Genomic DNA, 20,532 nt, shown 5'->3' on the forward strand with positions numbered 1-20,532 from the left:
CATCCGCGGTCAGTCGGCGCGAACAGTCAGTCGGTGCGCGCCGTGGGCAGATGCCGGGCCAGCGTCCGCACGGCCCGTAGCTGCAGCGCACGCACCGCGCCCTCCTTCTTGTTCATCGCCCGCGCGGTCTCCCGGACGGACAGCCCCTCGAGGAACCGCAGCGTCACGCACTCCCGCTGCTCCGGCCCGAGTGTTCCCAGTGCCTCGAGCACCTCGCGGATGTCCAGCGCGGCCAGCACCGCGTCCTCCGGGCCGGGAACGGCGGCGCCCGCGCCCGGGCGGCCGTCCGCGGCCGCGAGCAGGTCGGCGGTCGGGAACTCCAGCCGGGCCCGGCCCGAGCGGGCGAGGTCCACGATGTGGTTGCGGGCGATGGTGACCAGCCAGGCCCCGATGTCGCGGCCCTGCCACTCGAAGGTCGAGATCCGGGTCAGCGCCCGTAGGAACGTCTCGGAGACCACGTCCTCGGCCACCGCGCGGTTGCCGCCGACGCGGTAGTAGGCGTAGCGGTAGAGGAACTCGGCGTACCGGTCGTAGATGAGGCCGAAGGCCTCCCGCTCCCCGCGGATCGCCCGACCGACGAGATCGGCGTCCCTGCGCGGGTCGGGCATGCCCAGACCGTCCGCTGGACCGTCGGTGAAGGGACGGACGTCCTTCGTGCGCGGCCCGGCCGGCTCGACCCGGATGGAGTGAGCGGTCGCCGTCCGGGCGGTGGCCATCGCGGCGCCCAGCAGCACCGGGAGCACGCCGAGCAGCCCTGCCCGGTGGGCACGGGCGATCTCCGCGCGCAGGGTGGCGACGCCGACGGCCAGCGGGTCGCCGAACTGGGACGGCGCCGCCGCGGCAGGGGCCCACCGCGCCGCGGCCGGAGTGAGGCCCCGGCGCGCCGTCGCCGGGGCGAAGGTCGACCGCGCCGCGGCCGGGGCGAGTGCCCACCGTGGCGCCGCCGGTGCCGCGGGCAGGGTGGCCGGTGCCGCGGGCAGGCGCATGCGGGCTCCCGAACATGGACGTCGCGGGCGGTCGCGATCTTCGCGGGCGAGGGGCGGGGCCGGGTCACTGCCGTGGTGCTCTGGTGACCTGCCGTCGTGTCGCGGTGACCTGGTGTGTTGGCCTGGTGGCGCGTGGTACTTCGGTGCCGGCCGAGGTGCGGAGGATGGCCGGACAACGACTCCACCATAGTCGCCGAGTAGCTGGCTGTAGCCGGTTGGCTGACGGTGGGGACTGGGAACCGTACCGTGAGCCCGGTTACCGGCGACTGTCGGGGCGGCCACGCAGGGGCAGTATCCCTGCTGTGGCGGGGGACTATCGTCGATGAGATGACCGAGGTCGCCGCCGGGACGTCCGGGCCCAACCACGAACAGGGCCCCCAAGGGGCCACATCGACCCCCGCGCATGTCGCCGGTGACCACGTCGCCGCCGACAGCCCTGCCGGTGACGGCGCCGCCGGTGGCGAGGTGCCCGGCGTCCGGATCACCCTGCTCACCCGGGTGGGCTGCCACCTGTGCGACGACGCGCGCCAGGTGATCGAGCGGGTGAGCGCCGATGTCGGGGCCGGCTGGCGGGAGCTCGACGTCGACGCCGACCCGCGCACGGCGGACACCTACGGCGACCGGGTCCCGGTGATCCTGGTCGACGGCCGGGAGCACGGCTACTGGCGGGTGGAGGAGCAGCGGCTGCGGCGTGCGCTCGCCGGTGACCGGTGGTCCTGGCTGACCGGCAGGTCCGGTGGCTCAGGCCGGTCCGGCAGGAGCCCCGCATCGGGAACTTCGTGAATCCCTTCACGAAGTCGTAGACTCGACGGGTCCGCAGATGCGGTCGTCGGCCGCGGTGACCGCCGGGTCGGGCACGCCCGTTCGGCCCGCACCGGCCTCCGGGCCGGCGTCGCGGCCGCCGCTGAGGCCGGCTGCGAGGCCGGAATCAGGACCGGCCCAGAGGTCGGCATCGGGCGGTAGTGCCGCCGGCCCGCACTGTCGAGCAACGTCGGGAGCCGCGGATGGGTCAACCTCGGCGGGGTGCCGGGCGGGTACCGGGGCGGTCGCCGGTGCCCGAGGCGACGGTGGCCAGGTTGCCCCTCTACCTCCGTGTGCTGACGGCGCTCGGCGAGCGCGGCGTGCACACGGTGTCCTCGGACACGCTCGCCGCGGCCGCCGGCGTGACGTCGGCGAAGGTACGCAAGGACCTCTCCCAGCTCGGCTCGTACGGCACGCGCGGAGTCGGGTACGACGTGGGTGTGCTCCTTGAGTGCATATCGGCCGAGCTCGGCCTGACCGAAGACCGCTCGGTTGTCCTCGTTGGCGTGGGTAACCTCGGGCATGCACTTGCCGGATACGGCGGCTTCCATGCCCGAGGGTTCCGCATCGCGGCATTGGTGGACGCTGATCCGTCCAGGGTGGGTGAGCGGGTCGGTGAGGTCGTCGTTCGCCCGGTCGACGAGCTGGAGGCGGTCATCGAGGACTGCCAGGTGACCATCGGCGTGATCTCCACGCCGGCGGCCGCGGCGCAGAGCGTCTGCGACCGCCTCGTGGCAGCGGGCGTGACCAGCATCCTGAACTTCGCCCCCACGGTGCTTTCGGTGCCCGAGGGAGTGGATGTGCGTAAGGTCGACCTTGCCCTGGAACTGCAGATTCTCTCCTTTCACGAAGCGCGTAAACGTCCGTCGCCAGGCCGGGCCCCCGGCGCGGGGGGCGTGGTGGTCGGCGATCAGCCGGGGTCGGGCGGATTCGTGGATGACGAGGCTGGTGAGGTCGTGCGGATGACCCGTCGGATGGTGCCACCGTCACCCTTGGCGCAGCCTTCACCGCTGGCGCGGCCGGTGGCGCGGCAGTCGCGGGCGGCACAGGCGGCACAGGCACCGGAGGCGGCACGGACGGCGCAGGCGCCGGAGGTGCCGATGCCGGCCGCCACTCACGGGGGTGAGGCGGAGTGAGCCTGCTCGCGGTGGGCCTGAACCACCGGACGGCCCCGACCTCGCTGCTCGAGCTCGCCGCGGTCTCCGCCGACGACGCGCCGAAGGTGCTGCACGACCTCGTCGCGGCGGATCATCTCAGCGAGGCGGTGCTGCTCTCCACCTGCAACCGCACCGAGATCTACGCCGAGGTGGAGACCTTCCACGGCGGTCTGGCCGACATCTCCGACCAGCTGAGCCGGGTGTGCGGGGTACCGCTGACCGATCTCGCCTCGCACCTGTACGTCCACCATGAGGCCCGCGCCGTCAGCCACCTCTTCTCGGTGGTCTGCGGCCTCGACTCGATGCTGGTCGGCGAGACGCAGATCCTCGGCCAGGTCCGCGCCGCGTTCCGGCTGGCCCAGTCTGCCGAGGTGACCAGCGGCACGCTCGCCAACCTGTTCCAGACCGCGCTGCGGGTCGGCAAGCGGGCTCACACCGAGACCTCCATCGACGCCGCGGGGGCCTCGATCGTCTCGGTCGGCGTCCGGATGGCCGCCTTCGACCTGCAGGCCCGCCGGCCGGACATGCTCGTCGCGCCCGTCGCGTCCCCCGGATGCGACCCGGGTGACGCGGTGGAGGCGCTGCTGCGCCCCGAGCTGACGGCCCCGGTCGAGGTGGCGGGCCCCGCCCCGCTCGCCGGGGCCCGGGTGCTGATCATCGGGGCCGGTGCGGTCGGTTCGCTGGCGGCCCAGACCGTGCGCCGGGCCGGCGCCGGTGACGTCGTCGTCGCGAACCGGACGGCGGCCCGCGCGGCCCGGGTCGCCGATCTGCACGACGCCCGCGCGGTCGGGCTGGCCGAGATCGCCCACGAGGTCGGCCGCGCGGATCTCGTGATCTCGTCGACCGGAGCCTCCGGGCTCGTCGTCGGCCACGACGCGGTGCGCGCCTCGCTGGCGGGCCGCGGCGCCCGGCCGCTGGTCTTCCTCGACCTCGCGCTGCCGCGCGACATCGACCCGGCGGTGCGCGAGCTCCCCGGGGTGACCCTGATCGACATCGAGGCCCTGCGGGTCGCCCTGGACGGGGCGCAGGTGGCCCATGACGTGGAGGCCGTCCGGGCCCTCGTGACCGCCGAGGTGGCCGGGTTCCTCGACCGGCGGCGTGCCGAGCGGGTCGCCCCGACCGTGGTGGCGCTGCGGGCCCACGCGGCGGCGGTGGTGCGCGACGAGCTGGACCGGCTGCGCACCCGCCTGCCCGACCTTGACAACCGTGAGTGGGACATGGTCTCCGGCACTGTGCGGCGGGTCGTCGACAAGCTGCTGCATGCGCCCACGGTGCGCGTCCAGCAGCTCGCCGAGGCGCCTGGTGGTGACTCCTACGCCGAGGCCCTGCGCGAGCTCTTCGACCTGCCGCGTGACGTGCCGGCCATCGTCTCCGCCCCTGATCTGGATCTGGTGGAGAGAACGTGACAGTGACCCGAGGGCCCGAGGCACGAGCGCACGCGCTCCTGGCAGGGCGGCCGCTGCGACTGGGCACCCGGCGTTCCGCGCTGGCGCGGGCTCAGTCCGAGAAAGTGGCCGAGACGCTGCGGACCCGGCTGCGCCATCCCGTCGAGCTCGTCCCCATCGTCACCGCGGGTGACCAGTCGCAGGTGGCGATCAGTCAGATCGGCGGGACGGGGGTCTTCGTCAGCGCGCTGCGTGACGCCCTGCTCGCCGGTGAGATCGACCTCGCGGTCCACTCGCTCAAGGACCTGCCGACGGCCACCCCGGACGGGCTCGTCCTGGCCGCCGTCCCGCGCCGGGCCGACACCCGGGACGTCCTCGTCTCGCCCAGCGGCCGGCGCCTGAGCGAGCTGGGTCCGGGCGCGCGGGTCGGGACGGGGTCGCCGCGGCGGGCCGCCCAGCTGCTCGCGCTCGGCCACGGCTTCGAGGTCGTCCCGATCCGCGGCAACGTCGACACCCGGATCAAGAAGGCCATCGACGGCGAGGTGGACGCGGTGGTGCTCGCGCACGCCGGCCTCGACCGCCTCGACCGCCTCGACGCGGTCACCGAGATCATCTCACCCGAGGTGATGCTGCCCGCTCCCGGGCAGGGCGCGCTGGCGATCGAGTGCGTGCGCACCCCGGCCGGCGGCGGACCAGCCCACGACCAGACCGGACCAGAAGCGGGCCAGGGCTTCGATGAGGGGCTCGCGGAGCTGCTACGGTTTGTGCTCGACGACGCAACGTCCTCCGTCGCGGTCCGAGCCGAGCGTGCCTTCCTGGCGGGCATCGAGGCCGGTTGTACCGCTCCGGTAGGTGCTCTGGCCCATGTGCTTCCGGGTACCGACGCACGCCCGGTCGCGGGCGGTGACGATGCGCCCGCCGTGGGTGAGATCCGCCTGCGGGCGGTGGTCGCCGCGCCGGATGGAGGCAGGGTCCTGCGGCGCGAGCTCACCGGTTCTGCCGTCGACCCGGAGGCGCTCGGGCAGCGCCTCGCGGACGAGCTGTTGTCCGCCGGAGCACACACGCTGATGGGAACAAGCTGAGCATGGCCACCCGACGTACCAAGAAGCCCGTGTCCCCGGTCGCGCTTGTGGGCGCCGGTCCCCGTGATCCGGGGCTGCTCACGGTCCTCGCCGTGGAGACTCTCACCGCTGCCGACGTGGTGGTCGCCGACCCGGACGTACCGTCCGAGGTGGTCGAGTCGCTGTCGGCCGAGGTGCTGCGGATCGGTGACCTCGACGCCCCGAAGCCGGTGCGGGACGCGGAGGCCGCGACCGCCGCGGTCGTCAGCCGGGCACGGGCCGGGGACAAGGTCGTCCGGCTCTACGCCTCGGACCCGTGGCTGACCCGGATCGGCGCGGCGGACGCGCAGTCGCTGGCCAAGGCCAAGATCCCCTACCGGGTGGTTCCCGGTATCTCGACCTCCGCCGCGGTCGCGACCTACGCCGGTGTCGCGCCGGGCAGCCCGGTCACCTTCGCCAGCACGTCGGGTGTCTTCTCGTCCTCGGGCTCGGTCGCCTCGGCCTCACCGTTCGGCGTCGGCGACCCGGTCGGCCCGCTCACCCCGCCCCCCTTCGGGACGTCCCGCCTCGGCGGCCGGTCGATGCCGAGCCTCGGCGGCGGCCCGCTGGGCGTGGGCGGCGGCTTCGGCGCGCCCCTCGGCCTGGGCACCCCTACCGGCTTCGGTGGTCTCGGCGTGCCCACCACACCGGGCGACGTCGACTGGGGCGCGCTCGCGCAGGCCCCCGGCACGCTGATCGTCACCGCCGGCCCCACCGAGATCGGCAAGGTGGCGACCGCGCTGGTCGAGCACGGCCGCGCCGGTGACACCCCCGTCGCGGTCACCGTCGACGGCACGACCACCGACCAGCGCACCGTCACCTCGACCCTCGACCGGATCGAGGCCGACGTCGCGCCGATGCTCAACGCCACCGCGAACCCGCCGAACGAGGTCATCATCTCCGTCGGCCCGGTCGTCGCGACCCGGGCGAAGCTGTCCTGGTGGGAGACCCGCGCCCTGTTCGGCTGGACGGTGCTGGTGCCCCGGACGAAGGAGCAGGCGGCGATCCTCTCCGACTCGCTGCGCGCCCACGGGGCGAGTCCGCTGGAGGTGCCGACGATCGCCGTCGAGCCGCCGCGGACGGCCGCGCCGATGGAGCGCGCCATCACCGGGCTGGTCTCCGGCCGCTACCAGTGGGTCGCCTTCACCTCGGTGAACGCCGTCAAGGCCGTGCAGGAGAAGGTCGAGGAGCGCAGCCTGGACGCCCGCGCCTTCGCCGGCGTCAAGGTCGCCGCGATCGGCGAGGCCACCGCGGACGCGCTGCGCGCCTTCGGTATCCGCCCCGACCTGGTGCCCGCCGGCCAGCAGTCCAGCGAGGGCCTGCTCGAGGACTGGCCCGAGTTCGACGAGTCGCTCGACCTGCTCGACCGGGTTCTCCTGCCGCGCGCCGACATCGCCACCGACACCCTCGTCGCCGGCGTCAAGGACCGCGGCTGGCAGGTGGACGACGTCACCGCCTACCGGACGGTGCGCGCCGCGCCGCCGCCCGCGCCGATCCGCGAGGCCCTCAAGGGCGGCCGGGTCGACGCGGTGGTCTTCACCTCCTCCTCCACGGTGCGCAACCTGGTCGGAATCGCCGGCAAGCCGCACGAGACCACCGTTATCGCGGTGATCGGCCCGGCGACGGCCGCGACCGCCCAGGAGCTCGGCCTGCGGGTGGACGTCCAGGCGACCGAGGCGTCGATCCCGTCGCTCGTCGCGTCGCTGGCGGAGTTCGCCGCCGAGCACCGCGAGGAGCTCGGCAAGGTCGGCCCGCTCGCCGCCAGGCTGCCCAAGCCGCGCCGGGGTTCCCGGCGGTGATCGCGGGGCCCGGGCGGTCGGCCGTCGGTTTCCCCGTGGCGCGCCCGCGGCGGCTGCGCCGCGGGGCCGCGCTGCGGCGGATGGTGGCCGACGTCCGGCTGCACCCCGCCGACCTCATCCTGCCGATGTTCGTCCGGGAGGGTGTGACCGAGCCGGTCCCGATCTCCTCGATGCCCGGCGTCGTGCAGCACACCCGTTCCTCGCTGCGCAAGGCGGCGGCTGAGGCGGCCGCGGCCGGTGTCGGCGGCATCATCCTGTTCGGCGTGCCCGAGCACAAGGACGCCCGCGGCTCGTCCGCCGACGACCCGGCCGGCATCGTCCAGCTCGCCATCGCCGACCTCGTGTCCGAGGTCGGCGGCGACACGGTGATCATGGCTGACCTCTGCCTGGACGAGTACACCGACCACGGTCACTGCGGCCTGCTCACGGCCACGGGCGAGGTCGACAACGACGCGACCCTCGTCCGCTACGGCGAGATCGCGCTGGCCCAGGCCGCCGCCGGCGTCGAGATGATCGCCCCCAGCGGCATGATGGACGGCCAGGTCGCGGCGATCCGCACCGCCCTGGACGGCGGTGGCCACACCGACATCCCGATCATGGCCTACTCGGCGAAGTACGCCTCGGCCTTCTACGGCCCGTTCCGGGAGGCCGCCCTGTGCGCCCCCCAGTTCGGCGACCGGGCCGGCTACCAGCAGGATCCAGCCCGTTCGGCCGGTGAGGCGCTGCGCGAGGTGGCGCTGGACCTGGCCGAGGGCGCGGACGCCGTGATGGTCAAGCCCGCCCTGGCCTACCTGGACGTCCTGCGCGCGGTCGCCGACTCCGTGGACGTCCCGGTCGCCGCCTACCAGGTCTCCGGCGAGTACGCGATGGTCGAGGCCGCCGCGGCCAACGGGTGGCTCGACCGCGACCGGGTCATCATGGAGACGCTTACCGCCATCCACCGGGCGGGAGCCGACATCATCCTCACCTACTGGGCGGCCGAGGTCGCGGAGCGGCTGACCTCCCGCCGCTAGCCGCCAGCCACCAGCCAGCCTCCGGCCGCCGCCAGGTTCGGGCCGCGGCCGGAGGCGTTGGTCAGAGGCGGCCGGTCAGGGTGTAGCCGGCCTCCTCGACGGCGGCCTGGACGGCCGCGTCGTCCAGCTCGCCGGTGCTCGTCACGGCCACCCGGCCACTGGGAGCGTCGGCGTCCACGGACGTCACCACAGGCAGCCGCGAGATCTCCTCGCTGACCGCCGCGGCGCAGTGCCCGCAGGTCATCCCGGTGACGCTGTAAGTGGTCACGATGCTGGTGACGGACATGGCGACGCCTCCTCGCGATGCTTTCGTCCGAACGGTTCCCAATACCCACCGAACCCTACGCCCATACCCTCCCCCCGTAGGGTTCTCCGTCGCGTCACACGGGCCACAAGGAAAAACGGCAAGCGCCATCCCGCCACACATCGGGCCGCCCGGCCTGACCGGAGGCCGGTTTGGTCAGAGGGAGCGTTGGTAGGCGCGGAAGGCCTGGGTGGCCAGGGCGGTGGCGGTGAGGGCGGCGGCGGCCAGGGCGGCCACCCGCCAGCCGGCCAGTGCCCAGTTCGGGTCGGCGGCGATGGTCTCGCGCGCCGCCGAGACAGCCCAGTCCAGCGGGTTCGCGAGCGCGATCGGCCGGATCCAGCCGGGCAGCAGGTCGCGGGACATCATCGCCGTCGAGAGGAAGGTCAGCGGCAGCGCGAGGAAGTTGGTCGCCGCGACCAGTGACTCCTCACGGCGGACGAGCAGCGCCAGCGCCATGGACAGCGCGGCGACCACGGTGCCGAGCGCGATCGCGACCAGGACCAGCACGAGCAGTCCGACGGCACCGCCCCCGTAGTCGGTTCCCAGCGCCCAGCCGAGCAGCAGGATGATCACGGTCTGGACGGTCGTCATCAGCGCCTGGTAGGCAAGGCAGCCACCGATGATCGCCCAGCGGCTCGCCGGGGCGGCGAGGATCCGGTCCATGACCCCGCGCTCCATGTCCGTGATGAAGCCCATCCCGGCCCAGCCGGCGCTGAAGAACGCCGACATCATCACAACGCCCGGTGTCAGGTAGTCGAAGTAGGAGTCGTCGCCGAATCCGGGTATGTCCGCGACTCCGCGGAACAGCGACCCGAAGAGCGGCAGCCACACCACGGCCTGGACCAGGCTGATCGACAGGTAGGCCGGCTGGCGCAGCAGCGCGCGCACGTTGCGCACGAAGAACGCGGCGAGCTGCCCGCCCCCGGACACGCGGGCCGGCCTGGCGCTCCCCGCCGCCGGTCCCGTCAGCACGGAGCTGCTCATCGGACGTCCCCCTGTCCGGTGCCCGAGCCGTGCTCGCCTGCCGTGCCCGACTGGCCTGCCGTGCCCGGCGTGACCGGCGTGCGTGGGGTGTCCGGCGTGCGTGGGGTGTCCGGCATAGGTGGGGTGTCCGGAGGGCTCGCGGCGGCGTCCGGGTCCCCGGAACGGGCTTCGGGCCGCATGCGGCGCCCCACGTGGCGCAGGTAGACGTCGTCCAGGGAGGGCCTGGCGATCGTCGCCGACGCCACCGCCAGCCCGGCGCCGTCCAGCGCCGCGATGACCGCCGGCAGGGTCGCGGCGCCGCCGGACACCCGGCTGCGTACCTGTCGGCCCTCGACGGCCACGTCCAGCACTCCGGGGACGGCGGCGAGGAGCTCGCGAACCCGGGCCGCCTGCTCGGCGCCCTCGTGCGTCCGGTCGCCCTCCGGGTGGGCGGCGAGCTCGAGGTTCACCGAGTCACCGCGCAGCTCGCTGCGCAACGTGTCGGGACTGCCCTCGACGACCACGCGCCCACCCTCGACGATCGCGACCCTGGCGGCGAGGCGGTCGGCCTCCTCGAGGTAATGCGTGGTCAGCAGGATGGTCAGCCCGTCGGCGGTGAGGTCGGCGATCTCCCGCCACATGGCCGACCGGGCCTGCGGGTCCAGGCCCGTCGTCGGTTCGTCGAGGAACAGCACGGACGGACGGTGGACGAGGCCGACGGCGACGTCCAGCCGGCGCAGCATCCCCCCGGAGTAGGTGCGGGCGAGCCGGTCGGCAGCGGCGCCGAGGTCGAAACGGTCGAGGAGCTCGTCGACCCGGCGGGTCAGCCGGGAGCCGCCCAGCCCGTAAAGGCGGCCCTGTAGCCAGAGGTTCTCCCGGCCGGTGGCGTCCAGATCCGTGCCGGATTTCTGGGTGACCAGGCCGATCGACCGGCGTACCAGGCCGGGATCGCGGCGGACGTCGTAGCCGGCGACGCTGGCCGTGCCCGAGTCCGCGCGGGACAACGTGCTCAGGATTTTGACGGTGGTCGACTTGCCGGCCCCGTTCGGCCCGAGCAGGCCGAACACCGTTCCCGCCGGAACCGTGAAGCCGATGCCGGCCAGGGCCGGGACGGGCCGGGCCCCGCGTCCTCGGCCGGGGTACGACTTGTGCAGGTCGGCGACGGTTATCGCCGCGGTCGGGCCGGGCGGGCTCGCGGCCCCCCGGGGCGTCGCGCCCGCCGCGGGTGCGGCGGACGCCTTGGACGGTGCTGCCATGGGATGTCCCTGGTTGGTGATACCGCCCGCTCGGGCGGTGCAGGCCCAGGCCGCACCGGGTGATCCCGGCGCGGCCGCTGTCAGGGCGCACGCCGACCGCGTCCGGCCCGTGCCCGGGGCCGGACGCCGTGGCGGCGCCGTCCGGGGCGAGCGGAGCCGGCCTTGCCGCGTACCAGGGACGGTTATCGTCGACCTGGGAAGGTGTCCGGTACGCGCGGTGGGAACACCGCGAGGTCGGGCGCTCGCCGGGCGGGTCCCCGGCGCCGGTGTTGCCGCACCGGTGCGGGGGACCCGTCGTCGTCACGTCGTCATCGCGGCCCCCCGCCGGTGGTGTCGCCGCCGCCCTCGATCGCCGCGGGCCTGCCGGAGAGCGTCTCCATCTCGGCGAGCAGCGCCGGTGTCAGCTCGCCCCACCGGCCTCCGGCGATCTTCTCCTTCACCGCGGTGACCAGCGCGTGCATCTCCTCCGGCCGGGCGGCGTCGGCGTGGAAGACGTCCCAGAGCTCGATGCCGTCCAGCTCGCGGGTGGCGATCGAGGTGATGAGGGCGTCCACGAAGCGCAGCTCGGCGTCCCGCAGGGCGTCGACGTACTCGCCCTCCAGGCGGAAGATCCGGGGCAGGTTCTCGACCGTGGCCAGCCGCGCGGTGGCCTTCGCCGCCTCGGACTCCTCGAGCAGCCGCTGCCGCCGCTCGCTCAGCATGCGGACGGCGTCGTCCGGTGGCAGCACGGGGAGCAGTGAGAGGGCCGCCTCGAAGCGGGTGTACTCCTTCACCGGCGTGCTGACGAGCTCCGCCATCCAGTCGTCCAGCTCGACCCGTCCGGCGTCGGTGATCGCGTAGATCTTCCGCTCCGGGCGGCGGCCCTCGCGCACGGTCCGGGTCGCGACGATGCAGCCGGCGCGTTCCAGGCTCTCGACGACCGTGTAGAGCGAGCCGAAGTTGAGCTTGATGCTGTCGGCCTTGCGCCGCTCACGCAGCGTCGTCGAGATCTCGTAAGGGTGCATCGGACGCTCGTTCAGCAGCGCCAGGACGGCCAGGGCGAGCGGATTCGACATCCTGCGCCGTGCCATGAGTTCTCCGTCCTCCGTCCGCGGCTCGCGTGCCGCCCGGTGCCCCTGCCGCCCGTGCCTGGGCTGCTGGCCCGCGTCCCGTGTTTCTGTGCTGCTTGGCGCCGATTACTCGCCGCCGAGTATCAGGGTTCGGATGGCTGAAGGTCAACCGCCGTTCCTGGGCTGGCGGGCCTGGGTTGGCGGGGGAGTCGGGCCGGTGGCCCGTGTGGGGAAGGTCGCCTAGGACAACCGCGCCTATCGATCATCGGTGCGGGCGGAGGCGCCCCGGGCCCGGTTCCGGCATTATCAGGACATCCACCGGGCCCGCAAGGTCCGCCGGGCGCCCGTCGAGTTCGCGGCGGGGCATACCATCGTCACTGGCGGCCAAGCAAGACCCGGGTAGATGAAGGATTAGGGTCTGGTTCGTCCCCGGCGCGCAGGTGCCGGGTCGGGACGAAAGTTGGTAACCGGGAGCCGCCGCCGGTGGGCGGCCGGGGCAGACCCCCGTCCGCCGGCGGCCTCGGTCGGTGCCGACCGCTCCGGCCCCGCTCCCGGCGCCGGATCCGCGGCAGCACCCGCGCCGGGCGCGGGCTCGCGGCGAGACCTGCGAGGATCGGGGGCATGGTGGTTCCGTCTACCGCACCCGCATCCGATGATCTCTTCCGGCGGGCCCAGCGGGTCGTCCCCGGCGGGGTGAACTCGCCGGTGCGTGCCTTCCGCGCCGTCGGGGGCACTCCCCGCTTCATGACCTCCGGGTCCGGCCCGCGGCTCGTCGACGCCGACGGCCGCACCTACGTAGACCTTGTGTGCTCCTGGGGTCCGATGATCCTGGGCCACGCCCATCCCGACGTGGTCCAGGCGATCACGGCGGCCGCGGCCCGGGGCACCAGCTTCGGTACGCCCACCCCCGGCGAGGTGGAGCTCGCGGAGCTCATCGTCGAGCGGGTGGCCCCGGTCGAACAGGTGCGCCTGGTGAACTCCGGCACCGAGGCGACGATGAGCGCGATCCGGCTGGCCCGGGGGTTCACCGGACGTCCCACGATCGTCAAGTTCGCGGGCTGCTACCACGGGCACGTCGACGCGCTGCTCGCGGCGGCCGGCTCCGGGGTGGCGACCCTCGGCCTGCCTGACACCCCGGGCGTCACCGGCGCGGCGACCGCCGACACGATCGTCCTGCCCTACAACGATCTCGCCCTGGTCGAGGCGACCTTCGCCGAGCGCGGCGACACGATCGCGGCGGTCATCACCGAGTCCGTCGCGGCGAACATGGGGGTCGTCCCGCCGCTGCCCGGTTTCAACGCCGGCCTGCGGCGCCTGTGCGACGCCCACGGCGCCCTGCTGGTGTTCGACGAGGTGATGACGGGGTTCCGCGTCTCCCGCACCGGCTGGTGGGGCCTGGAGGGCGCCGTGGAGGGCTGGGTGCCCGACCTGTTCACCTTCGGCAAGGTGATGGGCGGCGGCCTGCCGGCCGCGGCCTTCGGCGGCCGGGCGGACGTGATGGCCCGACTGGCCCCCGCCGGCCCCGTCTACCAGGCCGGGACGCTCTCCGGGAACCCGCTCGCGGTGGCCGCCGGGCTCGCCACGCTGCGCGCCTGCACCGACGAGGTCTACGCGACGGTCGACGCGCGCGCCGCCGACGTCGCCGGCATCGTCTCCACCGCCCTGAACGAGCAGGGCGTCCCGCACCTGCTCAACAGCGCTGGGTCGCTGTTCAGCGTGTTCTTCACCGACGCGACGGCGGTCATCGACTACGCCGGCGCGAAGCGGCAGGCCAGCGAGCGTTACGCCGCCTTCTTCCACTCCATGCTCGACGCGGGGGTCTACCTGCCGCCGTCGGCCTTCGAGGCGTGGTTCGTCTCGGCGGCACACGACGACGAGGCGGTCGAGCGGATCGCCGCGGCGGCCCCGGCGGCCGCCCGGGCCGCCGCGGCGGTGGGCGCGCCGGTCGCGGTCGGCGGGGGGGCCGTGTGAGCGGGCCGGAGGTCACGACCGTGCACCTCGTCCGGCACGGCGAGGTGTTCAACCCGAGCAAGGTGCTCTACGGTCGGCTGCCCGGCTACCGGCTCTCCGAGACCGGCGAGCGGCAGGCCAAGATCACCGCCGAGTACCTGGCCGGCTTCGATGTCGCCGCGGTGGTGGCGAGCCCGCTGGACCGGGCGCAGCAGACGGCCACCCCGATCGCGGCGGCGCACGGCGTGCCGCTGCAGGTCGACCCGCGGCTGATCGAGAGCCGCAACGCGTTCGAGGGCAGGACCTTCGAGGCGGGCCCCGCGGTGTTCCGCTATCCGGCGATGTGGAAGCTGCTGCGCAACCCGCTGACACCGTCCTGGGGCGAGCCGTACACGGAGATCGCCGGGCGCATGCTCGGCAGCGTCGCCGAGTGGCGGGACGCCCATCGGGGCCGGCACGTCGTCCTGGTCAGCCACCAGCTTCCGGTGTGGATCGCCCGGCGCGCGCTGGAGGAGCAGCACCTGTGGCACCGCCCGGACCGGCGGCAGTGCGCGTTGGCGAGCGTCACCTCGGCCGTCTACGTGTCCGGGGAGCTCCTCCGGGTGGAGTACAGCGAGCCCAACGGGCCCACCGCCAACGCGCCCGGCTCCGTCGGCGCGTGAGGGCCGGCCCCCACCGCGTCGGATGATCCATCCAGCCCTGCGCCTCCTGCGGTGCCCCGTCTGCGCGGCGCCCCTGGCCGACCCGGCGGGTGCCGTGCGGTGCGCCGCGGGGCACTCCTTCGACGTCGAACGGTCCGGCTACCTGAACCTGCGTACGGGCCGGGCCCGCCGGGTGTCCGGGGACACCGCCGAGATGGTCCAGGCCCGGGTCGACTTCCTCGGGGGTGGCCACTACGCGCCGCTCACCGCCCGTTTGGTCCAACTTGCCGCGGCCCGGACGGGGGGCGGGCGGGCACCGGCCGAGGCTCCGCCAGCCGATCACCCGGCGGCAGGTGATCCGGCGGCCGGTGCTCCCGAGCTCGTGCTGGAGATCGGCGCCGGCACCGCCCACCACCTCGCGGCCGTCGTGGACGCGGGGCCGCGGCGGCTCGGGATCGCCGTCGACGTGTCGAAGTACGCGCTGCGCCGCGCGGCACGGGTCCATCCGCGAATCGGTGCCGTGGCCTTCGACGTGGCCGACCGCTGGCCGCTGCCCGACGCGTCCGTCGACGTCCTATTGGACGTCTTCGCGCCGCGCAACCTCGCGGAGATGCGCCGGCTGCTGTGTCCGGGGGGCATGCTGCTTCTGGTCACCCCCGGCGAGGGTCACCTGGCGGAGCTGCGGGAGCCACTCGGGCTCGTCGGCGTCCAGCCGGGTAAGCGGGAACGGCTGGCGGACGAGCTGTCCGGCCGGTTCGACCGGCTCTCGTCCGAAACGCTGACCCGTACCCTCCAGCTCGGCGTGGACGAGGTCGTCGACGTGGCTCTCATGGGCCCCACCGGGCATCACACGGGCGCGCCCGAGCTGCGCCGGCGCCTGGCCGCGGTGTGGCCCCCCGGCCGGGCCGCGATGGACGTCACCGCCTCCTTCGTCATCGACCGCGCGCAGGCGCCCGAGGCCTGACCTGTGGCGGGCCGGCGGCGCCGGAACCGGCGGCGCCGGCACAGCCGGCCCGGTGGGCGGTCCCGGTGGGCGGTCCAGGTGGGCGGTCCAGGTGGGCGGTCCCGGTGTGCCGGCCGGGCCGGAGCGCCTGGATCGCGTCAGTGCCACGGGGCCGAGTCGAAGGTCCTGGGACGGATGTCCGGGGCCTGTGCGGCCAAGCCCTGACGCGTGCGGCTCACGGGGCACCTACTCTGGAGGGCATAGTTCTACGCTTGGTCGTAGAAGGTCGGCGATGCTGGACGATGCCGAAAGGAGCGGGCTCATCCTGGGCTGGGAGCGGGACACTGGGCGGAAACGCCGCGTGATGGCCGTGGTCGCCGCCGTGCTGCTGGTCGGCGGCGGGCTCGCGGCCTGCTCGGCGAACGCGAGCAAGGTCGACGCCACGGGTGGCGGGGGCTATGGATTCGTTCAACAGGCACCCGGGCAGGACTTCGTGCCCGCCGCGGACCGCCGTGAACCGCCGGGGATGTCCGGCGCGACGCTCGACGGGAGCCAGCTCGACCTCGCCTCGCTGCGCGGCAAGCCCGTCGTGGTGAACTTCTGGGCCTCTTGGTGTGCCCCGTGCCGGGCGGAGACCCCCGGTCTCGTCACACTCTCCGGCAGGAATTCGGACGTCGCCTTCGTCGGGGTGAACGAGAAGGACAACGCCTCCAGCGCGAAGGCGTTCACCCGCGACTTCAAGGTCGGGTACCCGAGCATCGTCGACCGGCTCGGCACGCTCGCCGCCGGTTGGCCGGTCGCCCCGGGCCTGCCGTCGACGTTCGTCCTCGACGCGGACGGCCGCATCGCCGCCCGCTTCACCGGTGGCGTGCTGCCGGCGGAGCTGACCACCGTGCTCGAGCGGCTCCGGACGGAGGTCTAGTTCCGGATGGGTGTCGTGGACGTCGTCACGGACGGCCCGCTGCTGCTGGCGGCGCCCGTCGCGGCCGCGGCGGGGCTGCTGTCCTTCCTGTCGCCGTGCGTGCTGCCGCTGGTCCCCGGCTACCTGTCCTTCATCACCGGGTTGTCCGGCGAGGATCTCCAGCGCCGTCCGGCGCAGACAGCCTCCGCCGGGTCCGCGGCGTTCGCCGCGCCGATGGCTGCCGCCGGAGCGCCCGCGGCTGTCGGAGCGCCCGCCGCCGCAGGCGTGTCGGGCGTGTCCGACGCGGGTGGCCCCGCGCGGGGGTCCGGTGCGTTGCCGGCCGTCGGCGTACCGCCGTCCGGTGGTGCTGCGGCGGCCGCCGGCGGGCAGCCGTCCGCGCTGGTCCGGCGGCTGGGGGAGCTGCGCAGGGTCGGCCGGGTGACCGCTGGGACCGGGCTGTTCGTGCTCGGTTTCAGCGTCGTGTTCGTGACGTACGGGGTGGCGTTCGGCGGCCTCGGCCAGTGGCTGAACCTGCACCAGGTCGGGCTCAGCCAGGTGCTCGGTGTGGTCACGATCGTGATGGGGCTCGGCTTCGCCGGAGTGTTCTCCCGGATGTCCTGGGCCAACCGGGAGTGGCGCTTCCACCGCATGCCCAATTCCGGGCTGCTCGGCGCCCCCGCGCTGGGCCTGCTGTTCGGTCTCGGCTGGACGCCGTGCATCGGCCCGACCCTGGCGGCCGTGCTGGGGCTCGCCGCGCAGAGTGCGACGGCCGGGCGCGGCGCGTTCCTCTCCGCCATGTACTGCCTGGGGCTCGGGCTGCCCTTCCTGGCCGTCGGCCTGGCCTTCCGCCGCGCCGCCGGTGCCCTGCGGGTGGTCCGCCGCCACGCCCGACTCCTCGCGCTGACCGGCGGCGCCCTGCTGGTGACGGTGGGCGTCCTGCAGCTCACCGGAGCCTGGGCCGACCTTGTCGCCGAGCTGCGCCCCTACGCGCCCGGATTCTCGGAGACGCCCCTGTGAGCACACGTCCCACCGCGCCGTCAGGACATGTCGACGGGCTGCGCCCGGACGATCCGACGGTCCTCGAGGCCCCGGAGGCGTTCGACCCACCGGCTCCGCGAGCGTCGTCGCGGCGCCCGCCCGCGGCCCGCGGGCCGGCGGGGAGCGCCCCGGAGACGGGCCCGGACGAGGCGCCGGAGGCGGATTCGGAGTCGGGAGCCGGAACCGTCTCGGGAACGGGCCCGGGAGACGTCCCGGAAGCGGGACAGGAAACCGGCGCTGACGCGCGGCCGGCCGGCGCCGCGAGTGCCGCCGGTGCCGCCGGTGCCGCGGACGCAGCGGGTTCCGCGGGTGCCGCCGGTGCCGCCGGTGCTGCCGGTGTAGGGCCGCGCGCCGCCTGGCTCGCGCTGCTGGTCCGGTCCTGGCGGCAGCTCACCAGCATGCGCACCGCGCTGGTGCTGCTCTTCCTGCTCGCGCTGGCCGCGGTGCCCGGCTCGCTCATCCCGCAGCGCAACCTCAACCCGATGAAGGTCGAGGAGTACTTCGCCGAGCACCCCACGCTCGCCCCCTGGCTCGACCGGTTCTCCGTCTTCCACGTCTTCGGCGCGCCCTGGTTCGCCGCGATCTACCTCCTGCTGTTCATCTCGCTGATCGGCTGTCTCTGGTCGCGGGTGCACTGGCACGCGCGGGCGTTGTTCACCGCCCCGCCGAAGGCGCCGGCCCGGCCGGGCCGGCTGCCCGGCGGCAGCACCTGGACGAGCCCGCTCGACGCCCCGGACGCCGTCGACCTGGCCCGTGGGGCGCTCCGCGGGCGGCGGTTCCGGGTGGCCGTCGCGCCTGGTGACGCCCGCCGTCCCGACGGCTCGCCGGACCACTCGGTCGCCGCGGAGAAGGGCTACCTGCGCGAGAGTGGCAACCTGGTGTTCCACCTGGCGCTCGTCGCGCTGCTCGCCGGGATGGGACTGGGCTCGTGGTTCGGCTACCAGGGCACCGTCCTGGTCGTCACCGGCAACGGGTTCGCGAACACCCTGATCTCCTACGACCAGTACAGCGGCGGCGAGCTCGTGAACGCGGCCGACCTGCCGCCCTTCTCGGTCACCCTCGACCAGTTCTCGGCCTCCTACCAGGACAACGGCCAGCCCGCGGACTTCCGGGCCGACGTCTCCTACCAGTCGGACATCGGCGCGCCCGTGCGCACCGACACGATCCGGGTCAACCACCCGCTGCGGATCGGCAGCGCGAAGATCTACCTGATCGGCCACGGCTACGCGCCGCACTTCGTCCTGCGTGACTCCGCCGGTGCGGTCGTCTGGGAGTCCTACGTTCCCTGCACGCCGCGGGACGGCATGTTCACCTCGACCTGCACGGTGAAGATCCCCGACACCGGCCTGCCGCCGGTGGGGGAGCGCCAGGAGCCGCAGCAGCTCGCGTTCAGCGGGGTGTTCACCCCGACCACCGTGCTGGACCCGGGGCACGGATACGTCTCCACCTATCCGGCGGCGCGGGCACCCGGGCTCACGCTCACCGGATTCGTCGGGAACCTGCACCTCAACGAGGGCATCCCGCAGAACGTCTACGCCGTCGACACCCGGGACATGACCCAGTTCCCGATGACCGGGCCGGCCGGGGAGAAGCGGATCGCCCAGGTCGTCGCCCTGAACAACCCCGGGCAGCGGACGCTGACCGGCCTGCCGGGCGGCCTGTCGCTCGAGGTGGACGGCGTGCACGAGTTCGCCACGTTCCAGACCAAGTCGGACCCCTACAAGGGACTGGTGCTGGGCGCGTCCGTCGTCATCATTCTCGGCCTCGTCGCGAGCCTGCGGGTGCGGCGCCGCCGGGTGTGGGTGCGGGCGACCCCGCTGGACGGTGGCGGCAGCACGGTGGAGGTCGGCGGCCTCTCCAGATCGGACGCGCAGGGCTTCGCCGCCGAGCTGGCCGCCCTCAGCGAGGAGATCCGGCTCGACACCACCGAGGCCGAGGCCACCGCGGACGGGGCCACCGCGGGCGACACCGCTGCGGGCGACACCGCTGCGGACGGGGAGAAGCCGGCCGCAGCCATGCCGGCCGACCCGGTCACGAGCACGACCATCAGCGCCACCAGCGAACGGGAGCCTTGATGCCGGTCAACGAAGGCATGGCCAATCTGTCCGACCTGCTGTTCGGGACGTCGGTCGCCGTCTACGCGGCGGGGATGCTCGGATACGCGGCCGAGTTCGCGTTCAGCCGGCTCGGCACGCCGTCCGGGAAGGCCGCCACCGCGGACGGTGCCGGGCAGCTGGAGACCGCCGGCGAGGCCGGTGCGCAGGCCGAGAAGCAGGAGATCCTGGTCGGTGCCGCGACCTCCGCCCCTGGCACCGCCGAGGCCGCCGGGAAGCCGGGCAGGCCCGCGAAGGCGACGCGGGCAGGGGCGGGCACCGCGGGCCTGGCGGACGCGGCCGGAGGGGCCGCGGGCTCGGACGTCGCGGCGGGCGGTGGCGATGCCGCCGGATCCGGGTTCGCGCCCTGGATCGGCCGGATCGCGGTAGTTCTGACGATCGTCGGCTGGGTGGCGCACGTCGGTTCGGCGGTCACCCGGGCGATCGCGGCGGGCCGTGTCCCCTGGGGCAACATGTACGAGTTCTCGTCCATGATCTGCCTGATCGCGGTGACGACGTTCCTGGCCCTGATGACCCGCCAGCAGATCCGGTGGCTCGGGGTCTTCGTGATGGTCCCGGTCGTGCTCTCCATGGGCTTCGCCGGCACGGTCCTCTACGTCGCGGCGGGGCCGCTCGTCCCGGCGCTCAACTCGTACTGGCTGCGGATCCACGTCGCCGGGGCGATCGTCGCCAGCGGTGTCTTCCTGGTGTCCGCTGTGACGACGGTCCTGTTCCTGCTGAAGGACCGCTGGGAGAACCGGCTGGCCGAGGTGGCCTCCGGCCGCGCCGAGGCGTCGCGCGCCATGCGCAGCCGGGGCGGGATCGTGATGCGCCTGCCGTCCTCGGCCACCCTCGACACGATCACCTACCGCGCGATCGCGTTCGCCTTCCCGATCTGGACGTTCGCCATCATCGCCGGGGCGATCTGGGCCGAGGCGGCCTGGGGCCGCTACTGGGGCTGGGACCCGAAGGAGACCTGGTCCTTCATCACCTGGGTGATCTACGCGGCGTACCTGCACGCCCGCGCGACGGCCGGGTGGCGGGGACGGCGCGCGGCGGCGGTCTCGCTGCTGGCCTTCAGCGCGCTGTTCGTCGACTACTACCTGGTGAACCTGGTGATCAGCGGCCTGCACTCGTACGCCGGGGTCTGAGG

Annotated in this window: 18 protein-coding genes; 13 read left to right on the forward strand and 5 right to left on the reverse strand. The window is 74.1% G+C overall.

The genetic code is table 11. From position 1 onward, the window contains the following. Positions 1-26 precede the first annotated feature (26 nt). On the reverse strand, positions 27-986 hold the full coding sequence (locus MXD62_RS00505; RefSeq protein WP_248827508.1) for a sigma-70 family RNA polymerase sigma factor: 960 nt from the start codon (positions 984-986) through the stop codon (positions 27-29). A 327-nt stretch (positions 987-1,313) separates the two neighbouring features. Here MXD62_RS00505 and MXD62_RS00510 point away from each other — a divergent pair, with 327 nt between their 5' ends. The 6 genes from MXD62_RS00510 to hemB all read left to right on the forward strand — a co-directional run bounded on the left by MXD62_RS00510 (position 1,314) and on the right by hemB (position 8,241). Then, a complete protein-coding gene (locus MXD62_RS00510) occupies positions 1,314-1,769 on the forward strand; it encodes a glutaredoxin family protein (RefSeq protein WP_248827509.1) in 456 nt (151 codons plus the stop codon). Between the two features lie 221 nt (positions 1,770-1,990). Then, on the forward strand, positions 1,991-2,923 hold the full coding sequence (locus MXD62_RS00515; RefSeq protein ID WP_248827510.1) for a redox-sensing transcriptional repressor Rex: 933 nt from the start codon (positions 1,991-1,993) through the stop codon (positions 2,921-2,923). Beyond that, positions 2,920-4,350 carry a glutamyl-tRNA reductase gene (locus MXD62_RS00520; RefSeq protein WP_248827511.1) on the forward strand — a complete coding sequence of 477 codons (1,431 nt, stop codon included), beginning with the start codon at positions 2,920-2,922 and terminating at the stop codon, positions 4,348-4,350. The genes MXD62_RS00515 and MXD62_RS00520 overlap by 4 nt, the downstream gene beginning before the upstream one ends. Beyond that, on the forward strand, positions 4,347-5,411 hold the full coding sequence (gene hemC / locus MXD62_RS00525; RefSeq protein WP_248827512.1) for a hydroxymethylbilane synthase: 1,065 nt from the start codon (positions 4,347-4,349) through the stop codon (positions 5,409-5,411). The genes MXD62_RS00520 and hemC overlap by 4 nt, the downstream gene beginning before the upstream one ends. Before the next feature lie 2 nt (positions 5,412-5,413). Further along, positions 5,414-7,228: a uroporphyrinogen-III synthase gene (locus MXD62_RS00530; protein ID WP_020463553.1), complete on the forward strand. Its 1,815-nt coding sequence runs from the start codon at positions 5,414-5,416 to the stop codon at positions 7,226-7,228. A 35-nt stretch (positions 7,229-7,263) separates the two neighbouring features. Beyond that, positions 7,264-8,241 (forward strand): porphobilinogen synthase, encoded by a 978-nt coding sequence (gene hemB / locus MXD62_RS00535; protein WP_248827513.1) that lies wholly within the window; start codon positions 7,264-7,266, stop codon positions 8,239-8,241. Positions 8,242-8,302: 61 nt separating this feature from the next. Here hemB and MXD62_RS00540 read toward each other — a convergent pair whose 3' ends face one another. The 4 genes from MXD62_RS00540 to MXD62_RS00555 form a co-directional block, all read right to left on the reverse strand. Further along, positions 8,303-8,527: a heavy-metal-associated domain-containing protein gene (locus MXD62_RS00540; protein ID WP_020463551.1), complete on the reverse strand. Its 225-nt coding sequence runs from the start codon at positions 8,525-8,527 to the stop codon at positions 8,303-8,305. Positions 8,528-8,701: 174 nt separating this feature from the next. After that, positions 8,702-9,529, reverse strand: coding sequence for an ABC transporter permease (locus MXD62_RS00545; RefSeq protein WP_285223913.1), 828 nt, complete (start codon positions 9,527-9,529; stop codon positions 8,702-8,704). Further along, a complete protein-coding gene (locus MXD62_RS00550; protein WP_248827514.1) occupies positions 9,526-10,764 on the reverse strand; it encodes an ATP-binding cassette domain-containing protein in 1,239 nt (412 codons plus the stop codon). Before MXD62_RS00550 ends, MXD62_RS00545 begins: the two co-directional genes overlap by 4 nt. A 308-nt stretch (positions 10,765-11,072) precedes the next feature. Then, entirely contained in the window at positions 11,073-11,834 is a 762-nt protein-coding gene (locus tag MXD62_RS00555; protein ID WP_248827515.1) for a PadR family transcriptional regulator, read from the reverse strand. A gap of 600 nt (positions 11,835-12,434) precedes the next feature. On the opposite strand from MXD62_RS00555, the gene hemL reads away from it, so the two are divergent. The 7 genes from hemL (at position 12,435) to ccsB (ending at position 20,530) form a co-directional block, all read left to right on the forward strand. Next, positions 12,435-13,784: a glutamate-1-semialdehyde 2,1-aminomutase gene (gene hemL, locus MXD62_RS00560; RefSeq protein ID WP_248827516.1), complete on the forward strand. Its 1,350-nt coding sequence runs from the start codon at positions 12,435-12,437 to the stop codon at positions 13,782-13,784. Next, entirely contained in the window at positions 13,781-14,425 is a 645-nt protein-coding gene (locus tag MXD62_RS00565; RefSeq protein WP_020463546.1) for a histidine phosphatase family protein, read from the forward strand. Before hemL ends, MXD62_RS00565 begins: the two co-directional genes overlap by 4 nt. A gap of 22 nt (positions 14,426-14,447) precedes the next feature. Next, positions 14,448-15,368, forward strand: a complete 921-nt coding sequence (locus MXD62_RS00570) for a putative RNA methyltransferase (RefSeq protein WP_248827517.1) — start codon at positions 14,448-14,450, stop codon at positions 15,366-15,368. 271 nt (positions 15,369-15,639) lie between these two features. After that, a complete protein-coding gene (locus MXD62_RS00575) occupies positions 15,640-16,269 on the forward strand; it encodes a TlpA disulfide reductase family protein (RefSeq protein ID WP_308301177.1) in 630 nt (209 codons plus the stop codon). A gap of 6 nt (positions 16,270-16,275) precedes the next feature. Further along, positions 16,276-17,265, forward strand: a complete 990-nt coding sequence (locus MXD62_RS00580) for a cytochrome c biogenesis CcdA family protein (RefSeq protein WP_248827518.1) — start codon at positions 16,276-16,278, stop codon at positions 17,263-17,265. Beyond that, complete coding sequence (locus tag MXD62_RS00585; protein WP_248827519.1) at positions 17,262-19,361, forward strand: cytochrome c biogenesis protein ResB; 2,100 nt, start codon at positions 17,262-17,264, stop codon at positions 19,359-19,361. Before MXD62_RS00580 ends, MXD62_RS00585 begins: the two co-directional genes overlap by 4 nt. After that, positions 19,361-20,530 (forward strand): c-type cytochrome biogenesis protein CcsB, encoded by a 1,170-nt coding sequence (ccsB, locus tag MXD62_RS00590; protein WP_248827520.1) that lies wholly within the window; start codon positions 19,361-19,363, stop codon positions 20,528-20,530. The genes MXD62_RS00585 and ccsB overlap by 1 nt, the downstream gene beginning before the upstream one ends. Positions 20,531-20,532: the final 2 nt, after the last annotated feature.

This window comes from Frankia sp. Mgl5, assembly GCF_023242985.1.
GTDB lineage: Bacteria > Actinomycetota > Actinomycetes > Frankiales > Frankiaceae > Parafrankia > Parafrankia soli.